Here is a 19,569-nt window from a genome sequence, read left to right on the forward strand (position 1 = left end):
CCTCAGTGTGGCGCGGTGACTCCGGAGAAGTCGTGCGACGCACGGTGATTGCGGTCGGGGAGACTGCCGAGGGCGTGGTCGGGGTGTAGGCCGAAGTACTGCCTGCGGGTCTTGCTGGTCCAGGCCAGTGCGGCCGCGGCGGCGATGCGGTGGAAGTGGACGGTGTAGCCGTGTTCGTAGACGCGCAGGAGGGCGTAGCCGCCGGGATACTCCTTCACGGCGGCTACCTCGAGGTACTCGACGTGGCCGGAGTCGGGGCGGGTGCGGCGATTTCGGTGGGTGTGGCCGCTGTGGTGCAGAAAGACGCCGGGGGTCGTTCGGTAGCAGGCCTGCAGCGCCGCGACGCTCGCGCGATCGAGGACGAAACCGGGGCCGCCGGGATTGCTCAGTGCAGCATAGCGAGTCGCGGGGTGGTGTCCGAAGACCAGCGTCGGGCGGTCGGGATCGGCGGCGAGGATCGCGCGTAGCTGGCCGAGTTGATCGGCGTCGATCGTGCCGCCCGCACCTCGCCCGCGCGTGGTGTCGAGGCCGATCAGGCGCAACCCGCCGAGTACATGGCAGGTGAGTTGCCCGAATGGCTGGAATACCCGGCCCCAGTGATCATCCGGGCCACGCGGCACGTCGTGATTGCCGCGGCACACGAAATGGTCGCGGCCCGCGATGCCCCAAGCATCGAGGCGCGCACCGATTCCCGCTGACTGTTCGGCGGTGCCGCAATCGGTGAGGTCACCGGCGACGACGAGGTGGTCGGCCGCGCGCTCGGGTCGGCGGATGTCGTGCAGCAGCGCCTCGGTCATCACCTGTGGGTAGTGGCCGTCGTCGTGGCGCAGACCCGGCGGCAACCCGGCGACGATCAAGCCGCTGCGGTCCTCACCCCAGTGCAGATCGTTGGCGAGGGCGATCGTGCGCAGCAGGCGTCCCGGTGGCGGCGGCGCGGTCAGGAAGACGCCGGTGACCTCCGGCGTCCCGGGCCGTCGCGTCACCCAGGTACGGCCTGGCACCGCGGTTTCGCCGTCGGAGCAGGCAGTGAAGCGATAGCGGCGGCCGGGCTCGAGCCCACGCACTTCCGCGTAGTGGTGTGCTGTGCGGCGGACATCGAAATAGTGGGTCGCGGGTGCGGTCGACCCGTCGGCGGGCGCGAGCCGTACCTCGGTGTCGGCCGCCGCCGGGCACAACTGCCCCGAGCGATCGCGTCGTTGCGTGGACCAGGTGAGGATCGCGGTGTCGTGCGTGACCGTCACGACCTCGAGATCGGTGACAACAAGCCGATCACGCAGGCCCGTCCAGGAATTCGGCCGCGCCATCGGCGCCCGAACCGTCGCCGCCGCGGCCCCCGAGGCCGCGTTGACCAACCATGCGGTGTGTAATCGCGGATCGAGCATGCCGGGCTCCGTTCGCCGTCTGACGCCGACGGTACGGCGCCCGGCTGAACACCCGTAGACGGCGATGTGGCCGTTGACCGCCCAGGTGGCGACGGTTATTCGGGACGGGGGTTGTTCTGGGTTGGCTGTGCCCCACCACTTTCCGGGGCCTCACCGTCCAACCCGTCCGGCAGGCGCCGCGCACCGCTCGCTACCTCGGCGATGAGATCGTCGTAGCCGCAGGACAATTCGTGCAGACGAAGTTGCGCGGCGTGGAGTTCGGCTTCGGCGCCGCAGGCAAGGGCGCGGTAGGTGAGGGCGGCGAAATGGGCCATGCGGTCGACGACGGCGCCGATGCTCTCGGTGTGCATCGGCGCGGAGGTCGCGGGGGTGGGGCAGCGGATGACGACCCAGCGATCGATCTCGCAGACCAGACGCGCACGCGCCCAATCGATGTCGCTGGTATCACCGGGAATCTGCTGTTCGCGGCGTTCGTGCAGGGTGGCCAGTTCGTGCGCGGCGGCTAGGACGGGATCACCGTCTCCGGCCACCCCACAGACCGCCTGCATCATCTGTGTTCGGTCCGGCAGTACCGGTTCCGGTCCGGGTCGTCCCGTCGAACCGCTGCCGTCCGTGTCCACTGTCGCCGCACCGTCCTCGTCGTCGCATATGTAGGCGTTTGTCGAAGGACATTCGTCTCGGCGGGGACGACGGATAGGTCACGAAATGACCCCTCAACAGCGAAAACCGGCCGCGAACAGGTGGTTCGCGGCCGGTCGGGATCACCGATGGAGCTGGCGGATCACAGACTCCGGGCGATGATTTCCTTCATGATCTCGTTGGTGCCCGCGTAGATGAGCTGGACGCGGTTGTCGACCCACATGCGCGCGATCGGGTACTCGTTCATGTAGCCGTAGCCACCGAACAGCTGCAGACAGGTGTCAGCGATCTGCATTGCCTTGTCGGTGGTCCACCACTTCGCCATGGCGACGGTCGGGATGTCGAGCTCGCCGCGCAGGTGCTTCTCGACGCAGTCGTCGATGAACACGCGCGCGATCCGTGCCTCGGTGGCGACCTCGGCCAGCTTGAACTTGGTGTTCTGGAAGCCGAACACCGCACGGCCGAACGCCTCGCGCTCCTTGGTGTAGCGCAGCGTGTGGTCGAGGGCGACCTCCATGCCCGCGACCGCGCCCATCGACACGATCAGGCGTTCCTGGGGCAGCTGCTGCATCAGCTGGATGAAGCCCTGACCCTCCTGGGTGCCGAGCAGGTTGGTCACCGGGACGCGCACGTCCTCGAAGAACAGCTCGGAGGTGTCCTGGCCCTTCTGGCCGATCTTGTCGAGCACGCGGCCACGACGGAAACCTTCGCGATCGGCCTCGACCAGCACCAGCGAGACGCCGGAGGCGCCCTGGGTGGGGTCGGTCTTGGCGACCAGGATGATCAGGTCGGCCTGCGCGCCGTTGGTGATGAAGGTCTTGGAGCCGTTGATGACGTACTCGTCGCCGTCCCGGATCGCCTTGGCCTTGACGGCCTGCAGGTCGGAGCCGGTGCCGGGCTCGGTCATCGCGATGGCGCCGACGACCTCGCCGCTGGCCATCTTCGGCAGCCACTGCTTCTTCTGCTCCTCGGTGCCGTAGGCGAGGAGGTAGTGCGCCACGATGCCGTTGTGCAGGCTGATACCCCACGAGGTGTCGACCGCGCGGGCCTGCTCCTCCATGAGCACCGCCTCGTGCGCGAAGGTGCCGCCACCGCCGCCGTACTCCTCGGGGATCGAGATGCACAGCAGACCCACTTCGCCAGCCTTGTTCCACAGGTCGCGGTCGACGTGGTGCTGCTCGCGGTACTTGTCGATATTGGGGACCAGTTCCTTGGCCATGAACGCACGGGTCATGTCACGCAGGGCGTCCAGGTCCTCATTCATCCAGCTGGACCGATTGGCGGCCATCGAGTCTCCTTGTTCGGCTCGGCACAGCACCGGTCCAGGCGTGACCGGTGGTTACGGATACCAGTGTGCCGCAGTATTGGCGTAGTGACAATAGTACCGCCGAAATGGCCTCTCACCAGCGGATCATGGGCAGCGGTGAGAGAGGATGGATGAGCGCGCGCCGCACCGTGAGCTCCACGAGCTTGAAGTGGAACCCGCTGTCGGGGTACCGCCGCAGCAGTGCGGAGTAGGCCGCGTAGGGCAGGCCGTAGCGTCGCGCGCCGAACGTCACGTCGATCAGATCGGCCCGCCGGAACAGCTCCACCGGGTCGGTCGCGTTGCCCGCCGAGCGCACCCGATGGTGGTCGCGAATCATCTCGGCGACGAGTTCGGCGATGTCCTCGCGCTCGTGCGCGATCAGCCAGTCGCCCGCCAACGCGCACGACGGTTCGAGATAGTCGAAGGTGCACGCCGCCCAGATGCCGAGATCGTGGAAAGTCGCCGCGGTGCGGAATTCCTCGCGGGCACTCGGTGGCGGTCCCGGCTCGCCGCTCCGGGCGAACAGTAGATCGGCCGAGCGCAGTACCCGCAGCACATGATGGAAATAGGCCTTGCGGTCGGCGCCGAGCCGGGCGGTCCACGGTTCGAGTCTTTCGGCGATCGCCTGGTCGAGTTCGCTTGTGTGCTCGGTCAATTCGTCACTCCGGAGTAGATCTCACGGGCGTGCGCCAACCCGCCCGCACCCCCGGACAACCCTAGGTGCCCGCGGTTCGCGCCGTCGGATGAACGGAGTTTCGCCCGGGCAGGTCCGCCGGTGGCGTGGGGCAGGCGCCGAGCCGGTCGGGTCGGGTTGTCCGCGAACGGTGTTCGGCAACGGTCGGGCACCGAACCGCCGGAAACTCTGGTTCCGGGGGCGGTGGGGGATTATCTTCGCTGATCGAGTGTCCGACCGAAATTGTTGGGCGTGTCGCGCGCGGCGCGCCGTGTTCGGGGTGCCGTGTAGGAGCATCGGTTTCGCGCTCGAGGGTATATCGACTAAGAATGGCCTGTGCCGTTCACACGTGTGGTCACCTGCCTGCCTTCGCGCGCCCTGGGCGGTGGTCTGGCATGACGATCGAGTCCGGTCTCGAGGACGACGTCAGCCAGCTCGCCCAGCGAGTCGAACGTGCCCGTGGGCGCCTCGCTTACCAATTCGATCCGGCCCTCACCGACGCGCTCTCCGAAGACGAGCTGCGTGCCGAACGTGAACTCGCCGAACGCATCCGTGAACAGGATCGCGAGCAGCGCTGGAAGCACACCCAGGCGATGGCGTCCGCCTCGGACCGCAGCCGTCAGACCACCGAAGCGATCGAGAAGGCCGACATGCGAGATCTGCTGCTCGCCAGGAAGGCGATGGCGTCCCAGCGTCGCGAATCGAGCCCGCACGCGAAGCTCGCTTCGCTGTATCGGCACCGGTCGTGGTCGCTGAAGGCGCTGGCCGGCGTGGTCGGCGCCGGCATGCTGTGGTCGGCGGTGAACGTGCAGCAGAACATCGCGCCCGGTGGGCCGAGTGATCCGCTGTTCTGGTTCAGCTACCTGCTCGAGGCGATGATCAGCGTGTGTCTGATCATCATCATGGTCGGCACGAACAAGGTCGCCGAGTGGGGCGTGATCGACAACCGCCGCCAGGTCGCGCTCGCCGAGCTCGCACTGCTCGGGCTCACCGTCACCCTCAACACCTATCCGTATGTGCGCGACGGTCGGTGGTACGACGTCGCCGTGCACGCGGTCGCGCCGGTGATGATCGGTGTCGCGCTGCTGATCCACGACGCGGTCAGCGCCCGCTACGGTCTGGCCATCACCCGCGCGACCAGTCAGGTCAGGGATCTGCCCGACCCGGCCGACAACATCCTCGGCCGCCAGTCCACCGAGGGCGTCCGTCTGACCTACACCCCGCCGATGACGGGCATGGCCCGTGCCGAGGCGGTCGCCGCCGCGGAAACGGCCGCCACCACCCCCATCACCCGCGAACCCGCCTGGACGCCCACCGAGCCGACCGCCAACGGCCGGGTTCCCGAGAAGCGCAAGCGTTTCGGCATCGGCAAGCCGTCCGCGGGCGACAAGGCCACCGCGAAGAAGACCGTCCAGGCACCGATCGCACCACCGGAGCCCGCCAAGGAACCGGCCAAGCCCGAACCGGCCGCCGACTCGGCCCCCGCCGCCCGCAAGAGCGCCATCTCCGACATCGAGGCCCGCGTCGAAAAGGCGTTCGCCGAAGCTAATTTCGGCTACGAGGCGATCGAGCCCACCAGCATCTACGACACCGGCCAATTCCGCATCGCGGAGAGCCTGGAGCAGGAACTCAACGACATGCGTGAGGCCCGCCGACAGGCCCGCAAGGAGCGCGCGAACTAGCAGATACGTCAAAGGCCGATACCCGCGAATGCGTGGGTATCGGCCTTTGTTGTGTGTTCGGGGTCAGCCGAAGATGCCGCCGCCGGTGCCCGCTTGCTGGCCGCCGCCGGTGCCGCCGATGAGGCCGCCAGGGGGGAGTTCGGAGGGCTGGACGATGACGAAGCCGCGGCCGGAGAAGGACAGGGTGCTCGCTTCGCCGGTGCTGCGGCCCATCAGGCGGCCGAGGCCGAAGGAATCGTTGCGTTTGATGCCGGTTTGCAGGCTGGAGGACCAGGCTACGGCGGCATTGGGGTCGGCGTAGGTGGCCTGGTCGACGGTGAGGACCACGGGGGAGCCGTGGGTGGTGATGGCGATGCGGCCGCGGCCGGTGAAGACGCAGTTGAACAGGCCCGCGTTGGAGGCGTAGCCCGCGGCGCCCTGGACCCGGCCGATGTCGTAGCGCAGGGTGGAGTCGAAGGCGAGGACGTTGGCGCCGTTGATGGTGAGGCCGTCGGTGCCGTCGAGGTCGATGATGTGCACGTCGGCGGCGCTGTTGGCCAGGAACAGGTCGCCGCGGCCGGTCACCTTCATCAGCGGCACGCCTTCGCCGGTGAGGTGCTGGCGGATGGCGCGGCCGATGCCGCCGGAGCCGAGCGCTTCGAACTTCAGGTCACCCTGGTAGGCCACCATCGACCCGGCCCGCGCCATCACCTCCCCGTTCATGCCGACCTTCACCATCTTGCCGCCCTGCTTCTGGATGCCGAGGCCGTTGACCTCGGCATGCGAGGGGTCGAAAAGGTCGCTGTGCACGGGCTGGGCTCCTTGCTGAGATGCGTACGTCGGCTGTTGCGCGGGTCCGCCGGGCTGTCCGTAGGCGGGCGGTGGGTAGCCCGGTGCACCCGAAGGTGCGCCGGGCTGACCGGGAGGCGGGGCGAATTGTCCAGGTGGCGGGGCGAATTGGCCGGGAGGCGGGGCGAACTGGCCGGGAGGGATCGGGGCGTTGGACCCGGGATGGTGCGCCGGGGCAGATTGACCTGCGCCGCCCTGCGCGCCCGGCGGCGGATAGCCGCCGGTGGCACCCTGTCCCGAATTACCCGGCGTCACAGCAGGTTCGGGCTCGTCGTCGAGGTTCACCCCGTAGGCCGACGCGATGCCCGCCAGCCCGTCGTCGTAGCCCTGCCCGATCGCCCGAACCTTCCACGCGCTGTTGCGGCGGTAGATCTCGACACACACCACACCGCTCTCGGTGGTGAGTCCGGGGATCGGGAAAGTCAGTGCGGTGGAACCGGATTCGATCGTGGTGGTCAGGGTGCCGACGGAGGCGAAAGTGGCGGGCCCGCGGCCGTCGAGGCTCGCGGTGACCACCACCTTGTCGACATCGCCGGGCAACGCCGAGGTCTGGACGGCAACCACATCGGGCCCACCGTTGCCGTGCCGGTACACCACACCCGGTCCGGTGGGCTGATTGAAGAAGACGAAGTCGGCGTCGGAGCGAACTGTGCCCGCGGTGTTCACCAGCAGCGCCGACACATCGACCGACGCCGAACTCGCCACGGTGACGGTCAACTGATCACCGGGCGCGGGCCGGTTCTCACCGGGAGCCAGCACGGTCACGACACAGCACCCGACGGTCGGGCGATTCGCAAGTGTTCCACGCGTTCGATAGTGCCGTGTATGCCGTCACCGCGCCAGCGGCAACCGTCACCGCGCCGGCGGCAACCCGTCAGCGCTACCGTCCACCGCCCTCCAGCGCGATCTCCAGGTGCACCGTCTGGAAACCGTCATGCGGACCGCGCGCGTCGTACACGATGTGGCCGAAGGTCGACCAGAATTCCAGCGCACCGGGCGTTCGCGCGTCGGTGTGCAGGTACAGCCGCTCGAATCCGGGGGTGGCGCGCACGTGCTCGACCGCCGTGGTGACCAGGCGGGTAGCCAGGCCGCGTCGATGGTGCTCCGGCCGCACGTAGACCCGGAACAGCTGCGCGGTGGACTCGCTGGGGTAGCGGTCCGCGAGCTCGGCGGGATGCGGTGGATGCGCGGGTCCCTGTGCCCGGATCGCGGTGGTGCCGACGATGACACCCTCGTGCTCGGCGACCCACAGCCGGTGTCGTGGATGCCGCAGATAGGCGGTCTCCGGGTCGATCACGTCCTGGTGGTATTCGGGCAGATAGCCGATGCCGAATACCTGGTAGAAGGTGTCGAGCATGACGCTGCGCGCGCCCGCGAGATCCGCGGTGCCTGCCTCGCGGATCCGGTACTCGGTGGTCATCGCACCTGCGCCAATTCACGATCGAGCACTTCCAGACCCTCCACGGCGACCGGCCCCGGCCCGGTGTAACCGAAGGGCGCCACGATGATCCGGTTCTCGCGGATCGCGCGCAGCCCGGCCAGTTCGGGACGTTGGCGTACTGCGGTGCGCACGGAATCGGGCGTCTGGTCGCCCTGGGTGAGCAGAATGATCACCTCGGGGTCCGCGGCGATGAGGGTTTCGGTGTTGGCTTCGAAATTGCGCTTGTCGATCTGACCATAGACATTGCCGAGGCCGAGAATCTTCATCTGTTCGTGGACGGTGCTCTTGGCGCCGTAGGCCTTGAGCTGGGCGCCGTCGCGCGACAGGATCAGTGCGGCGGCGGGACGGGGAGACGTTGTGCCACTGTGCCGTTCGGTCACCGCTTGGACGCGTTGCTTCAGTGTGGCGACCTCGGTGTCGGCCGCGTTGGCGGTGCCGAAGAGCTTTCCGTAGAGGGTGATGTCGGCGAAGATGTCCTCGAAGGTGCCCGCGGCGTCGCGGCAGTAGCCGCGGGTGACGATCAGCGGGATGTTCACCTGCGCGAGGTCGTCGGGGGTCACCGAGAGTCCTTCGACACTCACCACCAGGTCGGGGGATCGGTTGATGATCTCCTCGCGCGCGAGTTCCGCGGTGGGAGCGGTGATCTCGGTGTTCTTCAGCGCGTCACCGTATTGGCCGGGGAAGGCAGCGGCTTCGAAGGTGCGGGTGACGATGCGGTCGGCGGCGCCCGCGGCGGCGATCAGCGGCGCGGCGATGGAACCGACCGTGACGACGCGCTGCGGGGGCGAGGTGAAGGTGACGTCGCGTCCGCAGCTCGAGATCGTCAGCGGAAAACCGGTTTCCGCGGCGGTGGTGGCGGGAGCTGGTGTACCGCAACCGGTCACGATCGCACTGGTGAGCAGGGCTAGGACGGGGATGGCGGAGCGGCGGGCGGAAATGACACGGGTGAACACGGTGTTGGTCCTCATCGTTCGGTGTTGCGGATTCGCCGGTCGTGGTGACCGGGACAGATAGGTGGAGTTCAGGACTCGCCGGACGCACGGAAGCGGCGGATCAAGATGAGCAGCAGTGGTGCGCCGACCGCGGCGGTGACGATGCCGATGGGCAGTTCGCGAGGGGCGAAGACGGTGCGCGCGGCCACATCGGCGATCACCAGGAACAGCGCTCCGATCAGCGCGCTGACGACCAGCAGGTGGCGGTGGGTTCCGCCGGTGCACAGCCGCGCCACATGCGGCACGATCAAGCCGACGAAACCGATCGCACCCGCCACCGCGACCACCGCGCCGACCGCGAGTGCCACGATCAGCAACGCCCACAGGCGAATTCGATTGGGCGCGATGCCCAGGGTGCGCGCGGTGTCATCGCCCGCGGCCAGTGCGTCCAGCCGCGGTGCCATCAGCAGCACCGCGAGCAGCGACACCGCGACGACGGCCACGGTGGTCGCCACCGAGGACCACGCGGCAGGCGCCAGTGACCCGAGGAGCCAGAACAGCACGGTGCGCGCGCCTTCGGGCCGGTCGGAGGCGAAGATCAGGAAGCTGGTCGCGGCCGAGAAGATGTAGCCGATGGTGACCCCGCCGAGCAGCAGCCGCAGCGAGGTGAGCTGGCCGTTGATCCGCGAGATCACGAACAACAGCGCGGTGGCGATGAGCGCGCCGATGAACGCGCTCGCCGCGAGCGCGGTGGCGGTGGTCGCCGCGGCGACCCCGAACAGCAAATACACCGCGGCACCGGTCGACGCGCCCGAGGTGACGCCGAGGATGTGCGGGTCGGCGAGCACGTTGCGCACGATGGTCTGCAATACGGCACCGGTGATCGCCAGGGCGGCACCGACGAGCGCGCCGAGCAGCACACGCGGCACCCGCACCAGCCAGACGATGGAGTCCTGTGCTGCGCTCCAGTCGACGGTCACCGGCTGACCGAACGTGTGGTGGCCGATGATGCGCGCCACCGTGCCCGGCGGAACGGCGACCGGACCCAGCCCGGCCGCGACCACGAGGGTGAGGGCCAGCGCGATGGTCAGCCCCGTGGTCAGCAGTAGTGTTCGTCCGCGATGACGGGCATGGTCGAGGTCATCGATCGCCGGATCGGCCACCAGTGTCGCGGTCATCGTGTGGCCGCCTCTCTCGTCTGGGCCGCGGGTGCGACGGCGCTCGGGGCGGGCAGGTCCGGTGCAGGCGCGGTGGTGTCCGGGCCGATTGACAAGGCGTCACGTTCGAGCGTTCGATGCGCGGTGGTGGATGCTTCGCCGGTAGCCGCACCCGAGTGGTCGGGCACTGCCTGGGCGGCGACAGGCTCGACGTTGTCGTCGGCGGCCGCGGTGGCGCTCGCCGGATGCTCGTCATTGCGGTGGCCGGTCGCCGCCGTGGGCGGTTCGGTGGCCGGGCCGAAGAGGAGTTGGACGGCGCCGAATGCGGAGGTTCGGCGGACCGGGATCTGGTAGACGGGTTCGAGGATCTGCGGGGTCAGGACCTCGGCGACTGTTCCGGCGGCGGCGACGCGGCCCTGGTCGAGGAGCACGAGGCGGTCGCAGTAGCGGGCGGCCAGGTTCAGCTCGTGCAGCACGACAACCGTTGTGGTCGCGGTCAGGCCTCGGACCAGAGTCAGAAGTTCGTGCTGGTAGCGGATGTCGAGGTGGTTGGTCGGTTCGTCGAGTAGCAGGTGGTCGGCCTGCTGGGCGAGTGCTCTGGCGATCAGGACGCGCTGGCGTTCGCCGCCGGAGAGCGTGGCGAAACGGCGCTCGGCCAGTGCCCGCGCCCCGACGTGCTCGAGTGCGGCAGCCGCGGCGATCCGGTCGGCGCGCGAATACCCTTGGAACGCACCGACCCACGGCGATCTGCCGAGCAGCACCGTCTCGGCCACGGTGACCGGGGTGTCCGGCGGTGCTTCCTGCGCGACGACGGCGAGGCGGCTCGCGAGCTCACGCCCGCGCAACTTTTCCACCGGCGTCGCATCGATGACGACCGATCCGCCCGCGGGCCGCAGGGCCCGGTACATCAGCCGCAACAGCGTGGACTTGCCAGAGCCGTTGGGTCCGATCAGCCCGAGGGTGCTGCCGGGATCGACCTGAAAGCTGATGTCATCGAGGGTGATTCGGCCGTCGTAGGTGAAGTGGATCTGGTCGACGGTGATCATCGCGGCGTGCTCTCTGTTCGGGGAATGGTCAGCAGGTGGGGATGGTCGACGGTGGATACGCGCTGTTCGGCGTGCACGCCGGGGCGCCAGGAGTGGTGGACTGTGACCGAGCGGGCGAAATCGGCGCAGATCTGTTGCGCGGCGAGGACTTGCTCGCGCAGGCGTGGATCGGTGTCGGCGAGCAGGATGCCGGTGGTCGTGCCGCTGTGGGCGACGACTACGCCGGCCGCACCGATCGCGCGCGCGGCCAGGATCGTCGCGTCCAGATGTGGGCGGTCGCGCGTCGCCGCGCTCAACACCGCGCTGCGCGTGGCCACCGCGCCGATCGTGGCGACATCACCGTGGGCGATCGCCGCGCCGAGTTCGCCGAGCAGCCGGTCGAATTCGCGCTTGTCGGCCGGGCTGAATCGCGGTTCGTTCCGGTTGAATTCGACCGTGTCGACCGAGCCGCCCTCGTCCCCGGTGACGATCGTCAGCGCGGGCAGGGTGCCGAGCGGAGCGAGCAGGCGCACCTCACGATGGAGATAGGCCACGGTGCCCGGGTACATGACGCCATCGGATGGTTCGATGGCGCGCAGGTCGGCTTCGAGCTCGCCGAGCGGCACGGCGCGACCCTCGGCGTCGGCGATCGCCCGGGCGGTGGCGACGAGATCGGCGGTGGAGCTCGCCAGCCCCTTGCCCTCGGGCAGCTCGCTGTGCAGGGTGAGTCGCCCGCCGCACAGCACGGTGGACCGAGCGAGCATCGCGCTCGCGAGCCGATGTGCTTTCGACTTGTCCGCCGGGACAACCGCGATGTCGTGTTCGCTCGGTTCGAAAACCGCGACTGTGCCACGCCGGATGGGCAGCGTGACCAGGAAGTGCCGGTTCTGTTCGGTGACGCCTTGCAGGAGCTCCCCGCAGCTGCCGAAGGCGCGGCCGACGCCGATGCCGGGCACGGTGAGATCGATCGTCATCGGAGTCATCGCCTTTCACCGGGGGAGTTGGTGTCGTACGCCGTGGCGGTTGCGTCGCGCTCGACGTTGGGCTCCTGATCTGGCTGGCTGATTGTGTTGTCAGGCAAGAGATTTCGCTGGTGTAGCCGAAGCAGCGCGACGGCCGACAACAGACCGGCCGCAGCGCACAACAGGGCCGGCGGCCAGCTCGACGGGCCGCCGGTGCGGTCGAGCACCGCTCCGGTGACCGAGGTGGCGACGACGGTGAACAGTCCGGACGCCAGATAGAACGCGCCGAAATAGGTTCCGGTCAGCCGAGTTCCGGCGAAGCGGCCGATCGCCTCGTTGACGAAGGGCTGCACCGCGGTCACACCGATCGCCAGCAGCACCGCGGCCGCGACCACGGGCGCCACCCGGATCACCGTGCCCGCCACGCTGTTTCCCTCGAACGTGATTATGCCCGCGGCCGCCGGGGGTAGCAGGAACGCGGCACCCATGATCGCCATGCCGAGCGCCATCGCGGGTCCACGCTGTGGCCTGCGCGCGAGCACCGTGGTGACCCGGACCTGCAGTGCCACCACGGCGATCGTCTCGACCACGAACAACGCGGCCACCGCCGCGGGACCGTGTCCTGGCCCGGCGCTGTCCTGCGCTTGGAGGGTGAACAGGAAGTAGATCTGGCTCTGCAAGGCGAACATCGGCATCAGCGCGAGAGTGAACGCCCAGAACCGGCGATCGGTGAACACCGTCGCGAAATCGGCGCCGACCCCATGCTCGTGCGCGGGCAGCGGTCGTGCGGGCAGCAGCAGCCACTGCACCACCGCCAGCACCGCGAAGATCGCCGCCGCGACCAGGGCGGATATCCGGAAGCCCGCGGCGATCAACACCGTGCCGAGTACCGGCCCGATGGCCGAGCCCGCATTGCCGAAGACGTTGAACAGCGCGAAGGCCTGCGCCGAATGTGCTCCGCTGTCCCTGGAGATGAACGCGCGAACCGCCGGATTGAACAGCGCCCCCGCGAAACCCGTCAGCACCGAGGCGGCCAGCACCACCGGCAACGAACCGCCGACGGCGAACAGCGCGAACCCCAGCGCCCTGATCGCCAGGCCGACCATGATCACGCCGCGCGCGCCGAGCCGGTCGGCGGCCGAGCCGCCGACGAGGAACAGGCCCTGCTGGCTGAGATTGCGCACGCCGAGCACGATCCCGACCACCGCGGCCGACAGCGCGAGGTCGTCGAGGAGGTAGTCGGCCAGGAACGGCACGAGCAGGTAGAAACCGATATGGCCCACAAGGTGATTCACCAGCAGTAGCCGCACTGCCCCCGGCAGCGCGCGGAAGGTGTCGACGCCGTTCATCGCGGGCCGGTCATGCGTTCACCTCGGCGGCCGGGTCGCGGACGATCGAACATCGGCCCCAGCCGACCACCTCGGCGCTGTCGGGAGTCGCGATCGCGGTGGGTTCGGTGGCGGGCGAGCGGAAGAGCCCGTTGGCGCGGCACCAGTCGTCGTCGTAGATGGTGCACAGGTAGCGGTGTGGGCCGTCGGGGAACACGGTCAGCACCCTGGCGTCGGGTTCGCGCTCGGCGACCCAGCCCGCGACCAGGGCGGCGGCGCCGGTACTCCAGCCGCCCGCGATGCCGGTGGCCGCCGCGACCCGGCGACACGACGCGACCGCCTCGGCCGCGCCGACCCAGTGCACCTCGTCGAAGTCGGCGTAGGCGACATTGCGGGGCAGGATGCTGCTGCCGAGACCGCGCATGAGTCGGCGCCGGTCGGGTTGACCGAAGATCCGGGAGCCTACGGCGTCGACCCCGATCACCCGCAGCCGAGGCCACCGCGTGCGCAGTACCCGGGCGAGCCCGGCGCAGTGCCCGCCGGATCCGATCGAGGCGACCAGCACATCGACGGTGTCGACCTGGGCGAGGATCTCCTCGCCCATCGCCTGGTAGCCGCCCGCGTTGTCGGGGTTGTCGTACTGGTCGGGCCAGTACGCGCCCGGGGTGGTGGTGAGCAATGCCGCCAGCCGATCCAATCTGGCCTGCTGCCAACCGCCTGTCGGGTGGGGTTCGGTGACCACGTCGAGTGGTATCCGAAACGCCGAGAACAAGGCGCGCAGATCGGGTTCCAGCTCGTCGTCGACCACCAGCAGGACCGGATGTCCCAGCGCTTTACACGCCAGTGACAGTCCCAGACCGAGTGTGCCGCTGGTTGATTCGATGACCGTGGCGCCCGGCGCGAGATCGCCTCTCGCCGCCGCGGCGCGCAACATCGACACCGCCGCACGGGCTTTCATACCCGCGATGCTCGCTGCTTCGAGTTTCGCTGTGTACCAGCTGTTTCCGGTCGGGACGGGCACGACGGGGGTACCGCCGATCAACTGCAGGAGGGCGGGTTGTGATGGCGTCATGACTGCTCTCGATAGGTGACGATGGTGCTCGGCCCGCCGTCGAGGGAGAAGAACGGGTAGGGCTCGGCCGAGACCGCGTGCACCCCCGCGTCGAGGAACCAGGGCAGCACCGCGCTGCCGGTCTGGGCGAACAGCACCAGCGGCAGACCGCGCCGGTTCGCGGTGCCACGGAGTTCGTCGAATGTCTCGTTACCCAGTGACATTCCGGTGACCAGCAGCGCGTCGTAGTCCGCCGGAGCGTCGGCGACCGACTCGTACACCGGCTCACCCCATTCGGTGACCCCGCCGGCGAGGTCGCACGGCAGATACGCGATGGCACGTGCCCGCAGTTCGGCGAGCAGCGAACCGACCACGCCGACGACAAGCACCCGCGACACCCCGGCGGGCAGCAGGTCGACGACGGCGCTCGCCCGGCGGCGCGACTTCGTCAGCGAGGTCGGCCCGTCGATCAGCACCGGCTCACCGGCTACGCCACCCGCGTTCGGATGCGGGCGGACATGCATCAGATAGGCGTCGAGCGCCGCGATCCGGACCGCGGGCACCGGATGCTCGAGCAACTCGCCGATCGTCGCCGCGACACAGCTGTCGACCAGATCGTCGGTGGCCGTGCCGGGTTCGAGTCCACACGAGCCCACAGCCGCGCCGACCCGCAGGCTCAGCGCCTCGTTGCGGTATCCGCGGCCGCGCCCCGCGTGCCGGGTGCCGTAGGCGGTGCGAAATGCCGTCGAAGCCTGCAGCGTCGACGGCTCCGGCCCGAGCCGGCCGCGGCGTGCCCAAGTGATGAGCTCGGCGACGGAGCCGGGGCGCGGGGCGGGCTCGATCATCGCGCACCGTCGAGTTCGAAGCGCAGGTCGGCGATCAGTCGCTGCGCGAGATCGCCTGCGGTGCGGTTTTTTTCATCGACGACCATGACGTGGCCGAGGTAGGTGTTGTTGTCGGTCGCGGGGCGCACCGACGCGCCGGGGTCCGCGAATTTCTGTTCCACGATCCGGGTGTCGCCGGACCAGTCCTGAGTACCGTCCACCCGGCTCAGCACACCCGCCTCGGTGGGCACGGCGAATGCGACGGCCGCGCTGGCGATGCCGGTATCGCGTGGTGTGACATCGGGTTTCCCGCCCGCCACCGCCTCGGCGTGCACCGCGGTGAGGTCGATTCCGGTGACCCGTCGGACCAGCTCGGTGATGCGATTCCCGGCGGGGCGTGGGTTCACCTCGATCAGGCGTGGCCCCTGGGCGCCGAGTTTGATCTCGGTGTGCGCGACGGTCGCGTCGAGACCGAGCGCAGTGACCGCCGCGACTGCCAGCTCGGCCACGGCGGTGGTGTCGGCGGAGTCCAGCGCGGCGGGGAACATGTGGCCGGCCTCGATGAAGGCGGGGGCGCCGGTGATCCGTTTGTCGGTCACCCCGATCACCGTCGTCTGCCCGGCGATGGTGACCGTCTCCACGCTGAATTCCGGTCCGTTCAAGCATTCCTCGAGCAGGATGCGTGGTGAGCGGTGTTGTCCTCGGGCGTTGATCGGGAAGCCGGCGATGGCGTCGACCGCGACCCGCAACTCGGCGTCGTCGCGGACCCGGCGGACGAACATCCCGCCGCACAGGTCGACCGGCTTCACCACCAGCGGATAGCCGAGTTCGGCTGCGGCGCCGACGATCTCACTCCACTCCTGCGCGACAGCGAAGGCGGGGCCGGCCACACCGGCGGCACGGCAGACCAGTCTGGTCCGGTATTTGTCGCAGGCGTCTGCCACCGCGGTCCGGCCGGGGCCGGGCAGGCCGAGATCGGCGGCGATCGCGGCGACGGTCGGCAGGTAGTAGTCACACGAGGTGAGTACACCGTCGAAACCGAAGGCCGCCTGCAGTTTTCGTACGTGCGCCAGCAGTGTCGGCTCGTCGTTGGTCTCGGCGGTGAACACGTTGGCGGCGCCCAGTAGGGGGTGCGGAACGGGTGTTCCAGCCCGCAGGTAATGCCCGAGATCTCGGGTCAGAAAACTGAATTCGTGGCCACTGTCCTTGATTCCCGCAGGGAGCAGGGTGCTCATCGAACCGACCCAGCTCTCCACCATCAGCAGGTGTCCCACATGTCCTCCAACCTCGAGCAAGATGCTAATGATAACCATTTCCAATAGAAATGCGATAGTCGAGAGTCGAGCGAGGTCGTTACTGCTGCGAAGGGCCACCGGCTCGGATTACGCTGCGGACATGAGCTCTGCCGTGCACGGATTTACCGACGATGCCCTCGGGATGCTGGACGCGGTCGGTGTCGCCGCGGCGTTGCGCGCGGGGGAGGTGAGCCGGTCGGAGGTGATCGAGGCCGCGATCGCCAGGACCCGGCGGGTCGATCCGAGTCTGGACGCGGTCCAGATGACGTGCTTCGACCGCGCGGCCTCGACGCCGGAGACCGCGGGTGTGTTCGCGGGTGTGCCGGCGTTCGTCAAGGACAACACCGATATCGCCGGGCTGCCCAGCTGCCACGGCTCTGCCGCGTTCACCCCACGCCCGGCCACGGTGACCAGCGGGCCCGGCGCGCAGTTCCTGCATTCAGGCGTGATCGTGCTCGGTAAGTCGACGCTGCCGGAGTTCGGGCTCACCGCCAGCACCGAGTTCACCCATCGCGCGCCGACCCGCAATCCGTGGAATCCGGAGTACTCGGCGGGTGCGTCATCGGGTGGGTCGGCCGCGCTCGTGGCGGCCGGAGTCGTGCCGATCGCGCATGCGAACGACGGCGGTGGTTCGATCCGCATTCCCGCCGCGGCCAACGGTCTGGTCGGCCTGAAAACCACCCGCAACCGGTTGCTCGACCAGCCCGGTGCCCGCAGCCTGCCGGTCCACCTGGTGGCCGAGGGTGTGCTCACCCGCTCGGTCCGCGACACCGCGCACTACCTGGCCGCCGTCGAACAATTCAGCGCGAATCCGAAGCTCGCGCCGGTCGGCTTGGTCGAGGGACCGAGCGCGCGACGGTTGCGGATCGGCTTGATCACCGCCGACATCCTCGGCAGGCCGGTGCACGCCGACAACGGCGTCGTGCTGGCTTCCGCGGTGAAGGTGCTCGAAGGGCTCGGGCACGAGATCGTCGAGATGCGCCTGGATGTCGACCCGCGCTTCGTCGAGGACTTCAAGCGGTACTGGGCGATGATGGCAGGCGCGATGGCGCTGTCGTTCCGGCTGGGGCATCGCGGGTACTTCGATTCGCGCAAACTCGACCCGTTCACCACCGGCCTGATCGGGCTCGCCAAGCGCAATCCGCTCGGCGTGGCCGCGTCGACGTGGCGGTTGCGCGGGGGAGTCGCGGCCTACGACAGGCATTTCGCCGACGTCGACGTGCTGCTCACGCCGGTGCTGTCGCATCCCGCGCCGCGCATCGGCGAACTCGCGCCGGGCCAGCCCTTCGAGGCGCTGTTCACCAAACTCGCCGACTACGTGGGCTTCACCCCGCTCAACAATGTCGGTGGGGGACCGGGCATTTCGCTGCCGCACGGTCTGTTGCCGAGTGGTCTGCCCGGATCGATCCAGTTCGCCGCCCGTCGTGGTGACGAGCGGACGCTGCTGGATCTGGCCTACCAGTGGGAAGCGGCGAGCCTGTTCCCGCGGATCATCGATCGGGCCGCCGCCGCTGGTGCCGCCTGATCAGGCGGTGCGCACCGCGCTGATCAGGCGTTCGGCACCGTGTCGATCAGTTGTTGCGCACCGCGACATTGATCGGGCGCAGTCGTCCGGGGCTGTCGGTGCCCGCGTCGAAGGCCCAGTGCTCGCCGTCCCAGGTGGGGTATTCGGCGCGCCAGCGATCGACAAGGCGCGTGTCCTCGAGCGAGGCGACGACGCCGGCCGAACCGGTGTACTGCAGCCGCTCGTACTTGTGCCGAGTGACGGTGTCGATAGTGGGAACGATGGCTGGGGCTGACATTGACTCTCCGAGATCGAGGCGAAACGGTGGCGTGACGAGTGCGTGAACCAGGCCTTTCGGCCCGGCTGCCGCGGTGGCGCGTCACCGCTCGATCCGAGAGTATGCCGCTCGCCGTGACACCGCGCAGGTTTTGAAAATCCATTTCTTCGGATTAACGGATACCCGGTATGAGATCGTCGGCTCGCGTCGAATAGTTACGGCTCCGGTGACTTCTCACCAGCTCGGGCGGACTCTGCCTGGTGTGACCACGCGGCCCAAAGCCCTGCTGACCTGGTTGAGCGCGGTCGCGCCCAGTGCATCCGACCAGTTCTTGGTGAATTCCGCCAACGCGGCGTCGGCGGCCCGTGTGCATGCCCAGCCGCGCTCGGTGAGGGTGATCAGGCGGGCGCGCGCGTCGCGCGGGTGTGGGTTGCGGTCGGCGTAGCCCTTGGTGACCAGCTCGTCGACGAGCTGACTGGCCGCCTGTTTGGTGACGCCGAGGTGCTCGGCGATCTCCCCGATTGTCGCGCCGTCGGGTGCCATGCGCACGAAGGCGAAGCCGTGTGCGGGCCGGATATCGGTGAACCCCGCCGCCGCGACCCTGGCGTTCACGGTCTGGGTGATCTCGGCCGCCGCCGCGAGTAGCAGGAGCGGGAGGTCTGCGTTCGCGGGCACGACAGTCATTCTGGCACTTGACACAATAGTCAACCTACTTGACCATATAGACAAGTTACTTGACCTTATGGAGGTTTCGAATGCCGGTGATCCGTTCCGCTGACGCGCAGGTGCACGAGGTGCACAACGCCCGCTTCACGTCTCTCGTCCGCCCCGGCACCGGCAGTGCCGAATTGTGTGTCTGGCAGACCGAGGTCCGGGCCGGCTCGGTCGGCGTTCCCCATCGCATCCTGGGCGAGGAAGCTTTCGTTCTGCTGTCGGGCGAGGTGACCATGACGATCGACGGCGATTCCGTGCCGATGAAACCCGGTGACGCGGCGGTCGCGCCCGCCGGTTCATTGATCGCCCTCGCGAACTCGACCGACGAGATCGCCGCGCTGTTGGTGACCGTGCGCGTCGGCTTCACGGCGGAACTTCCCGACGGCTCCACTTTCGCCCCGCCTTGGGCATCCTGAGCCGTCTTCGCGACTGTTTCAAGCCCAGAACTTGAAAGTTCGGCTACCCGAACAATATAATTCTGGAATGAGGGTTGGGTTCTACCGTTCGCCGGCGCGACGTCGGGTGCTCGCGGCATGTGTTCTGAGTGTC

General features: G+C 68.6%; 19 protein-coding genes. 3 read left to right on the forward strand and 16 right to left on the reverse strand.

Going from position 1 to position 19,569, the window contains the following annotated elements:
* Positions 1 to 2: 2 nt before the first annotated feature.
* The 4 genes from ACQHI0_RS00085 to ACQHI0_RS00100 all read right to left on the reverse strand — a co-directional run bounded on the left by ACQHI0_RS00085 (position 3) and on the right by ACQHI0_RS00100 (position 3,982).
* Positions 3 to 1,382: a metallophosphoesterase gene (locus ACQHI0_RS00085; RefSeq protein WP_427905881.1), complete on the reverse strand. Its 1,380-nt coding sequence runs from the start codon at positions 1,380 to 1,382 to the stop codon at positions 3 to 5.
* A gap of 95 nt (positions 1,383 to 1,477) precedes the next feature.
* Positions 1,478 to 1,933 carry a DUF4254 domain-containing protein gene (locus tag ACQHI0_RS00090; protein WP_427905882.1) on the reverse strand — a complete coding sequence of 152 codons (456 nt, stop codon included), beginning with the start codon at positions 1,931 to 1,933 and terminating at the stop codon, positions 1,478 to 1,480.
* 230 nt (positions 1,934 to 2,163) lie between these two features.
* Complete coding sequence (locus ACQHI0_RS00095; RefSeq protein ID WP_427905883.1) at positions 2,164 to 3,309, reverse strand: acyl-CoA dehydrogenase family protein; 1,146 nt, start codon at positions 3,307 to 3,309, stop codon at positions 2,164 to 2,166.
* Between the two features lie 112 nt (positions 3,310 to 3,421).
* Positions 3,422 to 3,982 carry a hypothetical protein gene (locus tag ACQHI0_RS00100; RefSeq protein ID WP_427905884.1) on the reverse strand — a complete coding sequence of 187 codons (561 nt, stop codon included), beginning with the start codon at positions 3,980 to 3,982 and terminating at the stop codon, positions 3,422 to 3,424.
* Between the two features lie 413 nt (positions 3,983 to 4,395).
* Here ACQHI0_RS00100 and ACQHI0_RS00105 point away from each other — a divergent pair, with 413 nt between their 5' ends.
* The gene (locus ACQHI0_RS00105; RefSeq protein ID WP_427905885.1) at positions 4,396 to 5,682 is read left to right on the forward strand and encodes a hypothetical protein; all 1,287 of its coding nucleotides are present in this window, start codon (positions 4,396 to 4,398) and stop codon (positions 5,680 to 5,682) included.
* Between the two features lie 63 nt (positions 5,683 to 5,745).
* Here ACQHI0_RS00105 and ACQHI0_RS00110 read toward each other — a convergent pair whose 3' ends face one another.
* The 10 genes from ACQHI0_RS00110 to ACQHI0_RS00155 form a co-directional block, all read right to left on the reverse strand.
* The gene (locus ACQHI0_RS00110) at positions 5,746 to 7,275 is read right to left on the reverse strand and encodes an AIM24 family protein (RefSeq protein WP_427905886.1); all 1,530 of its coding nucleotides are present in this window, start codon (positions 7,273 to 7,275) and stop codon (positions 5,746 to 5,748) included.
* Positions 7,276 to 7,390: 115 nt separating this feature from the next.
* Entirely contained in the window at positions 7,391 to 7,930 is a 540-nt protein-coding gene (locus tag ACQHI0_RS00115) for a GNAT family N-acetyltransferase (RefSeq protein WP_427905887.1), read from the reverse strand.
* Positions 7,927 to 8,919: an ABC transporter substrate-binding protein gene (locus ACQHI0_RS00120; RefSeq protein ID WP_427905888.1), complete on the reverse strand. Its 993-nt coding sequence runs from the start codon at positions 8,917 to 8,919 to the stop codon at positions 7,927 to 7,929. Before ACQHI0_RS00120 ends, ACQHI0_RS00115 begins: the two co-directional genes overlap by 4 nt.
* A gap of 53 nt (positions 8,920 to 8,972) precedes the next feature.
* Complete coding sequence (locus ACQHI0_RS00125) at positions 8,973 to 10,061, reverse strand: FecCD family ABC transporter permease (RefSeq protein ID WP_427905889.1); 1,089 nt, start codon at positions 10,059 to 10,061, stop codon at positions 8,973 to 8,975.
* Positions 10,058 to 11,086, reverse strand: a complete 1,029-nt coding sequence (locus ACQHI0_RS00130; RefSeq protein ID WP_427905890.1) for an ABC transporter ATP-binding protein — start codon at positions 11,084 to 11,086, stop codon at positions 10,058 to 10,060. The genes ACQHI0_RS00125 and ACQHI0_RS00130 overlap by 4 nt, the downstream gene beginning before the upstream one ends.
* On the reverse strand, positions 11,083 to 12,039 hold the full coding sequence (locus ACQHI0_RS00135; RefSeq protein WP_427905891.1) for a hypothetical protein: 957 nt from the start codon (positions 12,037 to 12,039) through the stop codon (positions 11,083 to 11,085). Before ACQHI0_RS00135 ends, ACQHI0_RS00130 begins: the two co-directional genes overlap by 4 nt.
* Positions 12,040 to 12,044: 5 nt before the next feature.
* Complete coding sequence (locus ACQHI0_RS00140) at positions 12,045 to 13,376, reverse strand: MFS transporter (protein ID WP_427905892.1); 1,332 nt, start codon at positions 13,374 to 13,376, stop codon at positions 12,045 to 12,047.
* 10 nt (positions 13,377 to 13,386) lie between these two features.
* A complete protein-coding gene (locus tag ACQHI0_RS00145) occupies positions 13,387 to 14,427 on the reverse strand; it encodes a PLP-dependent cysteine synthase family protein (RefSeq protein WP_427905893.1) in 1,041 nt (346 codons plus the stop codon).
* Positions 14,424 to 15,251, reverse strand: a complete 828-nt coding sequence (locus tag ACQHI0_RS00150; RefSeq protein WP_427905894.1) for a hypothetical protein — start codon at positions 15,249 to 15,251, stop codon at positions 14,424 to 14,426. The genes ACQHI0_RS00145 and ACQHI0_RS00150 overlap by 4 nt, the downstream gene beginning before the upstream one ends.
* Positions 15,248 to 16,525, reverse strand: coding sequence for an ATP-grasp domain-containing protein (locus ACQHI0_RS00155; protein ID WP_427905895.1), 1,278 nt, complete (start codon positions 16,523 to 16,525; stop codon positions 15,248 to 15,250). The genes ACQHI0_RS00150 and ACQHI0_RS00155 overlap by 4 nt, the downstream gene beginning before the upstream one ends.
* A 100-nt stretch (positions 16,526 to 16,625) precedes the next feature.
* On the opposite strand from ACQHI0_RS00155, the gene ACQHI0_RS00160 reads away from it, so the two are divergent.
* A complete protein-coding gene (locus ACQHI0_RS00160) occupies positions 16,626 to 18,050 on the forward strand; it encodes an amidase (RefSeq protein ID WP_427905896.1) in 1,425 nt (474 codons plus the stop codon).
* A 46-nt stretch (positions 18,051 to 18,096) separates the two neighbouring features.
* Here the strand turns inward: ACQHI0_RS00160 and ACQHI0_RS00165 are convergent, their stop codons facing one another.
* Positions 18,097 to 18,327 (reverse strand): hypothetical protein, encoded by a 231-nt coding sequence (locus ACQHI0_RS00165; protein ID WP_427905897.1) that lies wholly within the window; start codon positions 18,325 to 18,327, stop codon positions 18,097 to 18,099.
* Positions 18,328 to 18,540: 213 nt separating this feature from the next.
* Complete coding sequence (locus ACQHI0_RS00170; RefSeq protein WP_427905898.1) at positions 18,541 to 18,981, reverse strand: MarR family winged helix-turn-helix transcriptional regulator; 441 nt, start codon at positions 18,979 to 18,981, stop codon at positions 18,541 to 18,543.
* An 80-nt stretch (positions 18,982 to 19,061) separates the two neighbouring features.
* Between ACQHI0_RS00170 and ACQHI0_RS00175 the strand changes: the two genes are divergently transcribed.
* A complete protein-coding gene (locus ACQHI0_RS00175) occupies positions 19,062 to 19,436 on the forward strand; it encodes a cupin domain-containing protein (protein ID WP_427905899.1) in 375 nt (124 codons plus the stop codon).
* Positions 19,437 to 19,569 lie beyond the last annotated feature (133 nt).

Source organism: Nocardia sp. FBN12 (assembly GCF_050320175.1).
Classification (GTDB): Bacteria; Actinomycetota; Actinomycetes; order Mycobacteriales; family Mycobacteriaceae; genus Nocardia.

What these genes read in the sequence shown, in the direction of transcription:
- ACQHI0_RS00105 (WP_427905885.1), top strand. Translation starts at nt 4,396, where the DNA reads ATGACGATCGAGTCCGGTCTCGAGGACGACGTCAGCCAGCTCGCCCAG.
- ACQHI0_RS00175 (WP_427905899.1), top strand. Translation starts at nt 19,062, where the DNA reads ATGCCGGTGATCCGTTCCGCTGACGCGCAGGTGCACGAGGTGCACAAC.
- ACQHI0_RS00165 (WP_427905897.1), bottom strand. Translation starts at nt 18,327, where the DNA reads ATGTCAGCCCCAGCCATCGTTCCCACTATCGACACCGTCACTCGGCAC.
- ACQHI0_RS00090 (WP_427905882.1), bottom strand. Translation starts at nt 1,933, where the DNA reads ATGATGCAGGCGGTCTGTGGGGTGGCCGGAGACGGTGATCCCGTCCTA.
- ACQHI0_RS00085 (WP_427905881.1), bottom strand. Translation starts at nt 1,382, where the DNA reads ATGCTCGATCCGCGATTACACACCGCATGGTTGGTCAACGCGGCCTCG.
- ACQHI0_RS00125 (WP_427905889.1), bottom strand. Translation starts at nt 10,061, where the DNA reads ATGACCGCGACACTGGTGGCCGATCCGGCGATCGATGACCTCGACCAT.
- ACQHI0_RS00145 (WP_427905893.1), bottom strand. Translation starts at nt 14,427, where the DNA reads ATGACGCCATCACAACCCGCCCTCCTGCAGTTGATCGGCGGTACCCCC.
- ACQHI0_RS00160 (WP_427905896.1), top strand. Translation starts at nt 16,626, where the DNA reads ATGAGCTCTGCCGTGCACGGATTTACCGACGATGCCCTCGGGATGCTG.
- ACQHI0_RS00120 (WP_427905888.1), bottom strand. Translation starts at nt 8,919, where the DNA reads ATGAGGACCAACACCGTGTTCACCCGTGTCATTTCCGCCCGCCGCTCC.
- ACQHI0_RS00115 (WP_427905887.1), bottom strand. Translation starts at nt 7,930, where the DNA reads ATGACCACCGAGTACCGGATCCGCGAGGCAGGCACCGCGGATCTCGCG.
- ACQHI0_RS00130 (WP_427905890.1), bottom strand. Translation starts at nt 11,086, where the DNA reads ATGATCACCGTCGACCAGATCCACTTCACCTACGACGGCCGAATCACC.
- ACQHI0_RS00150 (WP_427905894.1), bottom strand. Translation starts at nt 15,251, where the DNA reads ATGATCGAGCCCGCCCCGCGCCCCGGCTCCGTCGCCGAGCTCATCACT.
- ACQHI0_RS00095 (WP_427905883.1), bottom strand. Translation starts at nt 3,309, where the DNA reads ATGGCCGCCAATCGGTCCAGCTGGATGAATGAGGACCTGGACGCCCTG.
- ACQHI0_RS00140 (WP_427905892.1), bottom strand. Translation starts at nt 13,376, where the DNA reads ATGAACGGCGTCGACACCTTCCGCGCGCTGCCGGGGGCAGTGCGGCTA.
- ACQHI0_RS00135 (WP_427905891.1), bottom strand. Translation starts at nt 12,039, where the DNA reads ATGACGATCGATCTCACCGTGCCCGGCATCGGCGTCGGCCGCGCCTTC.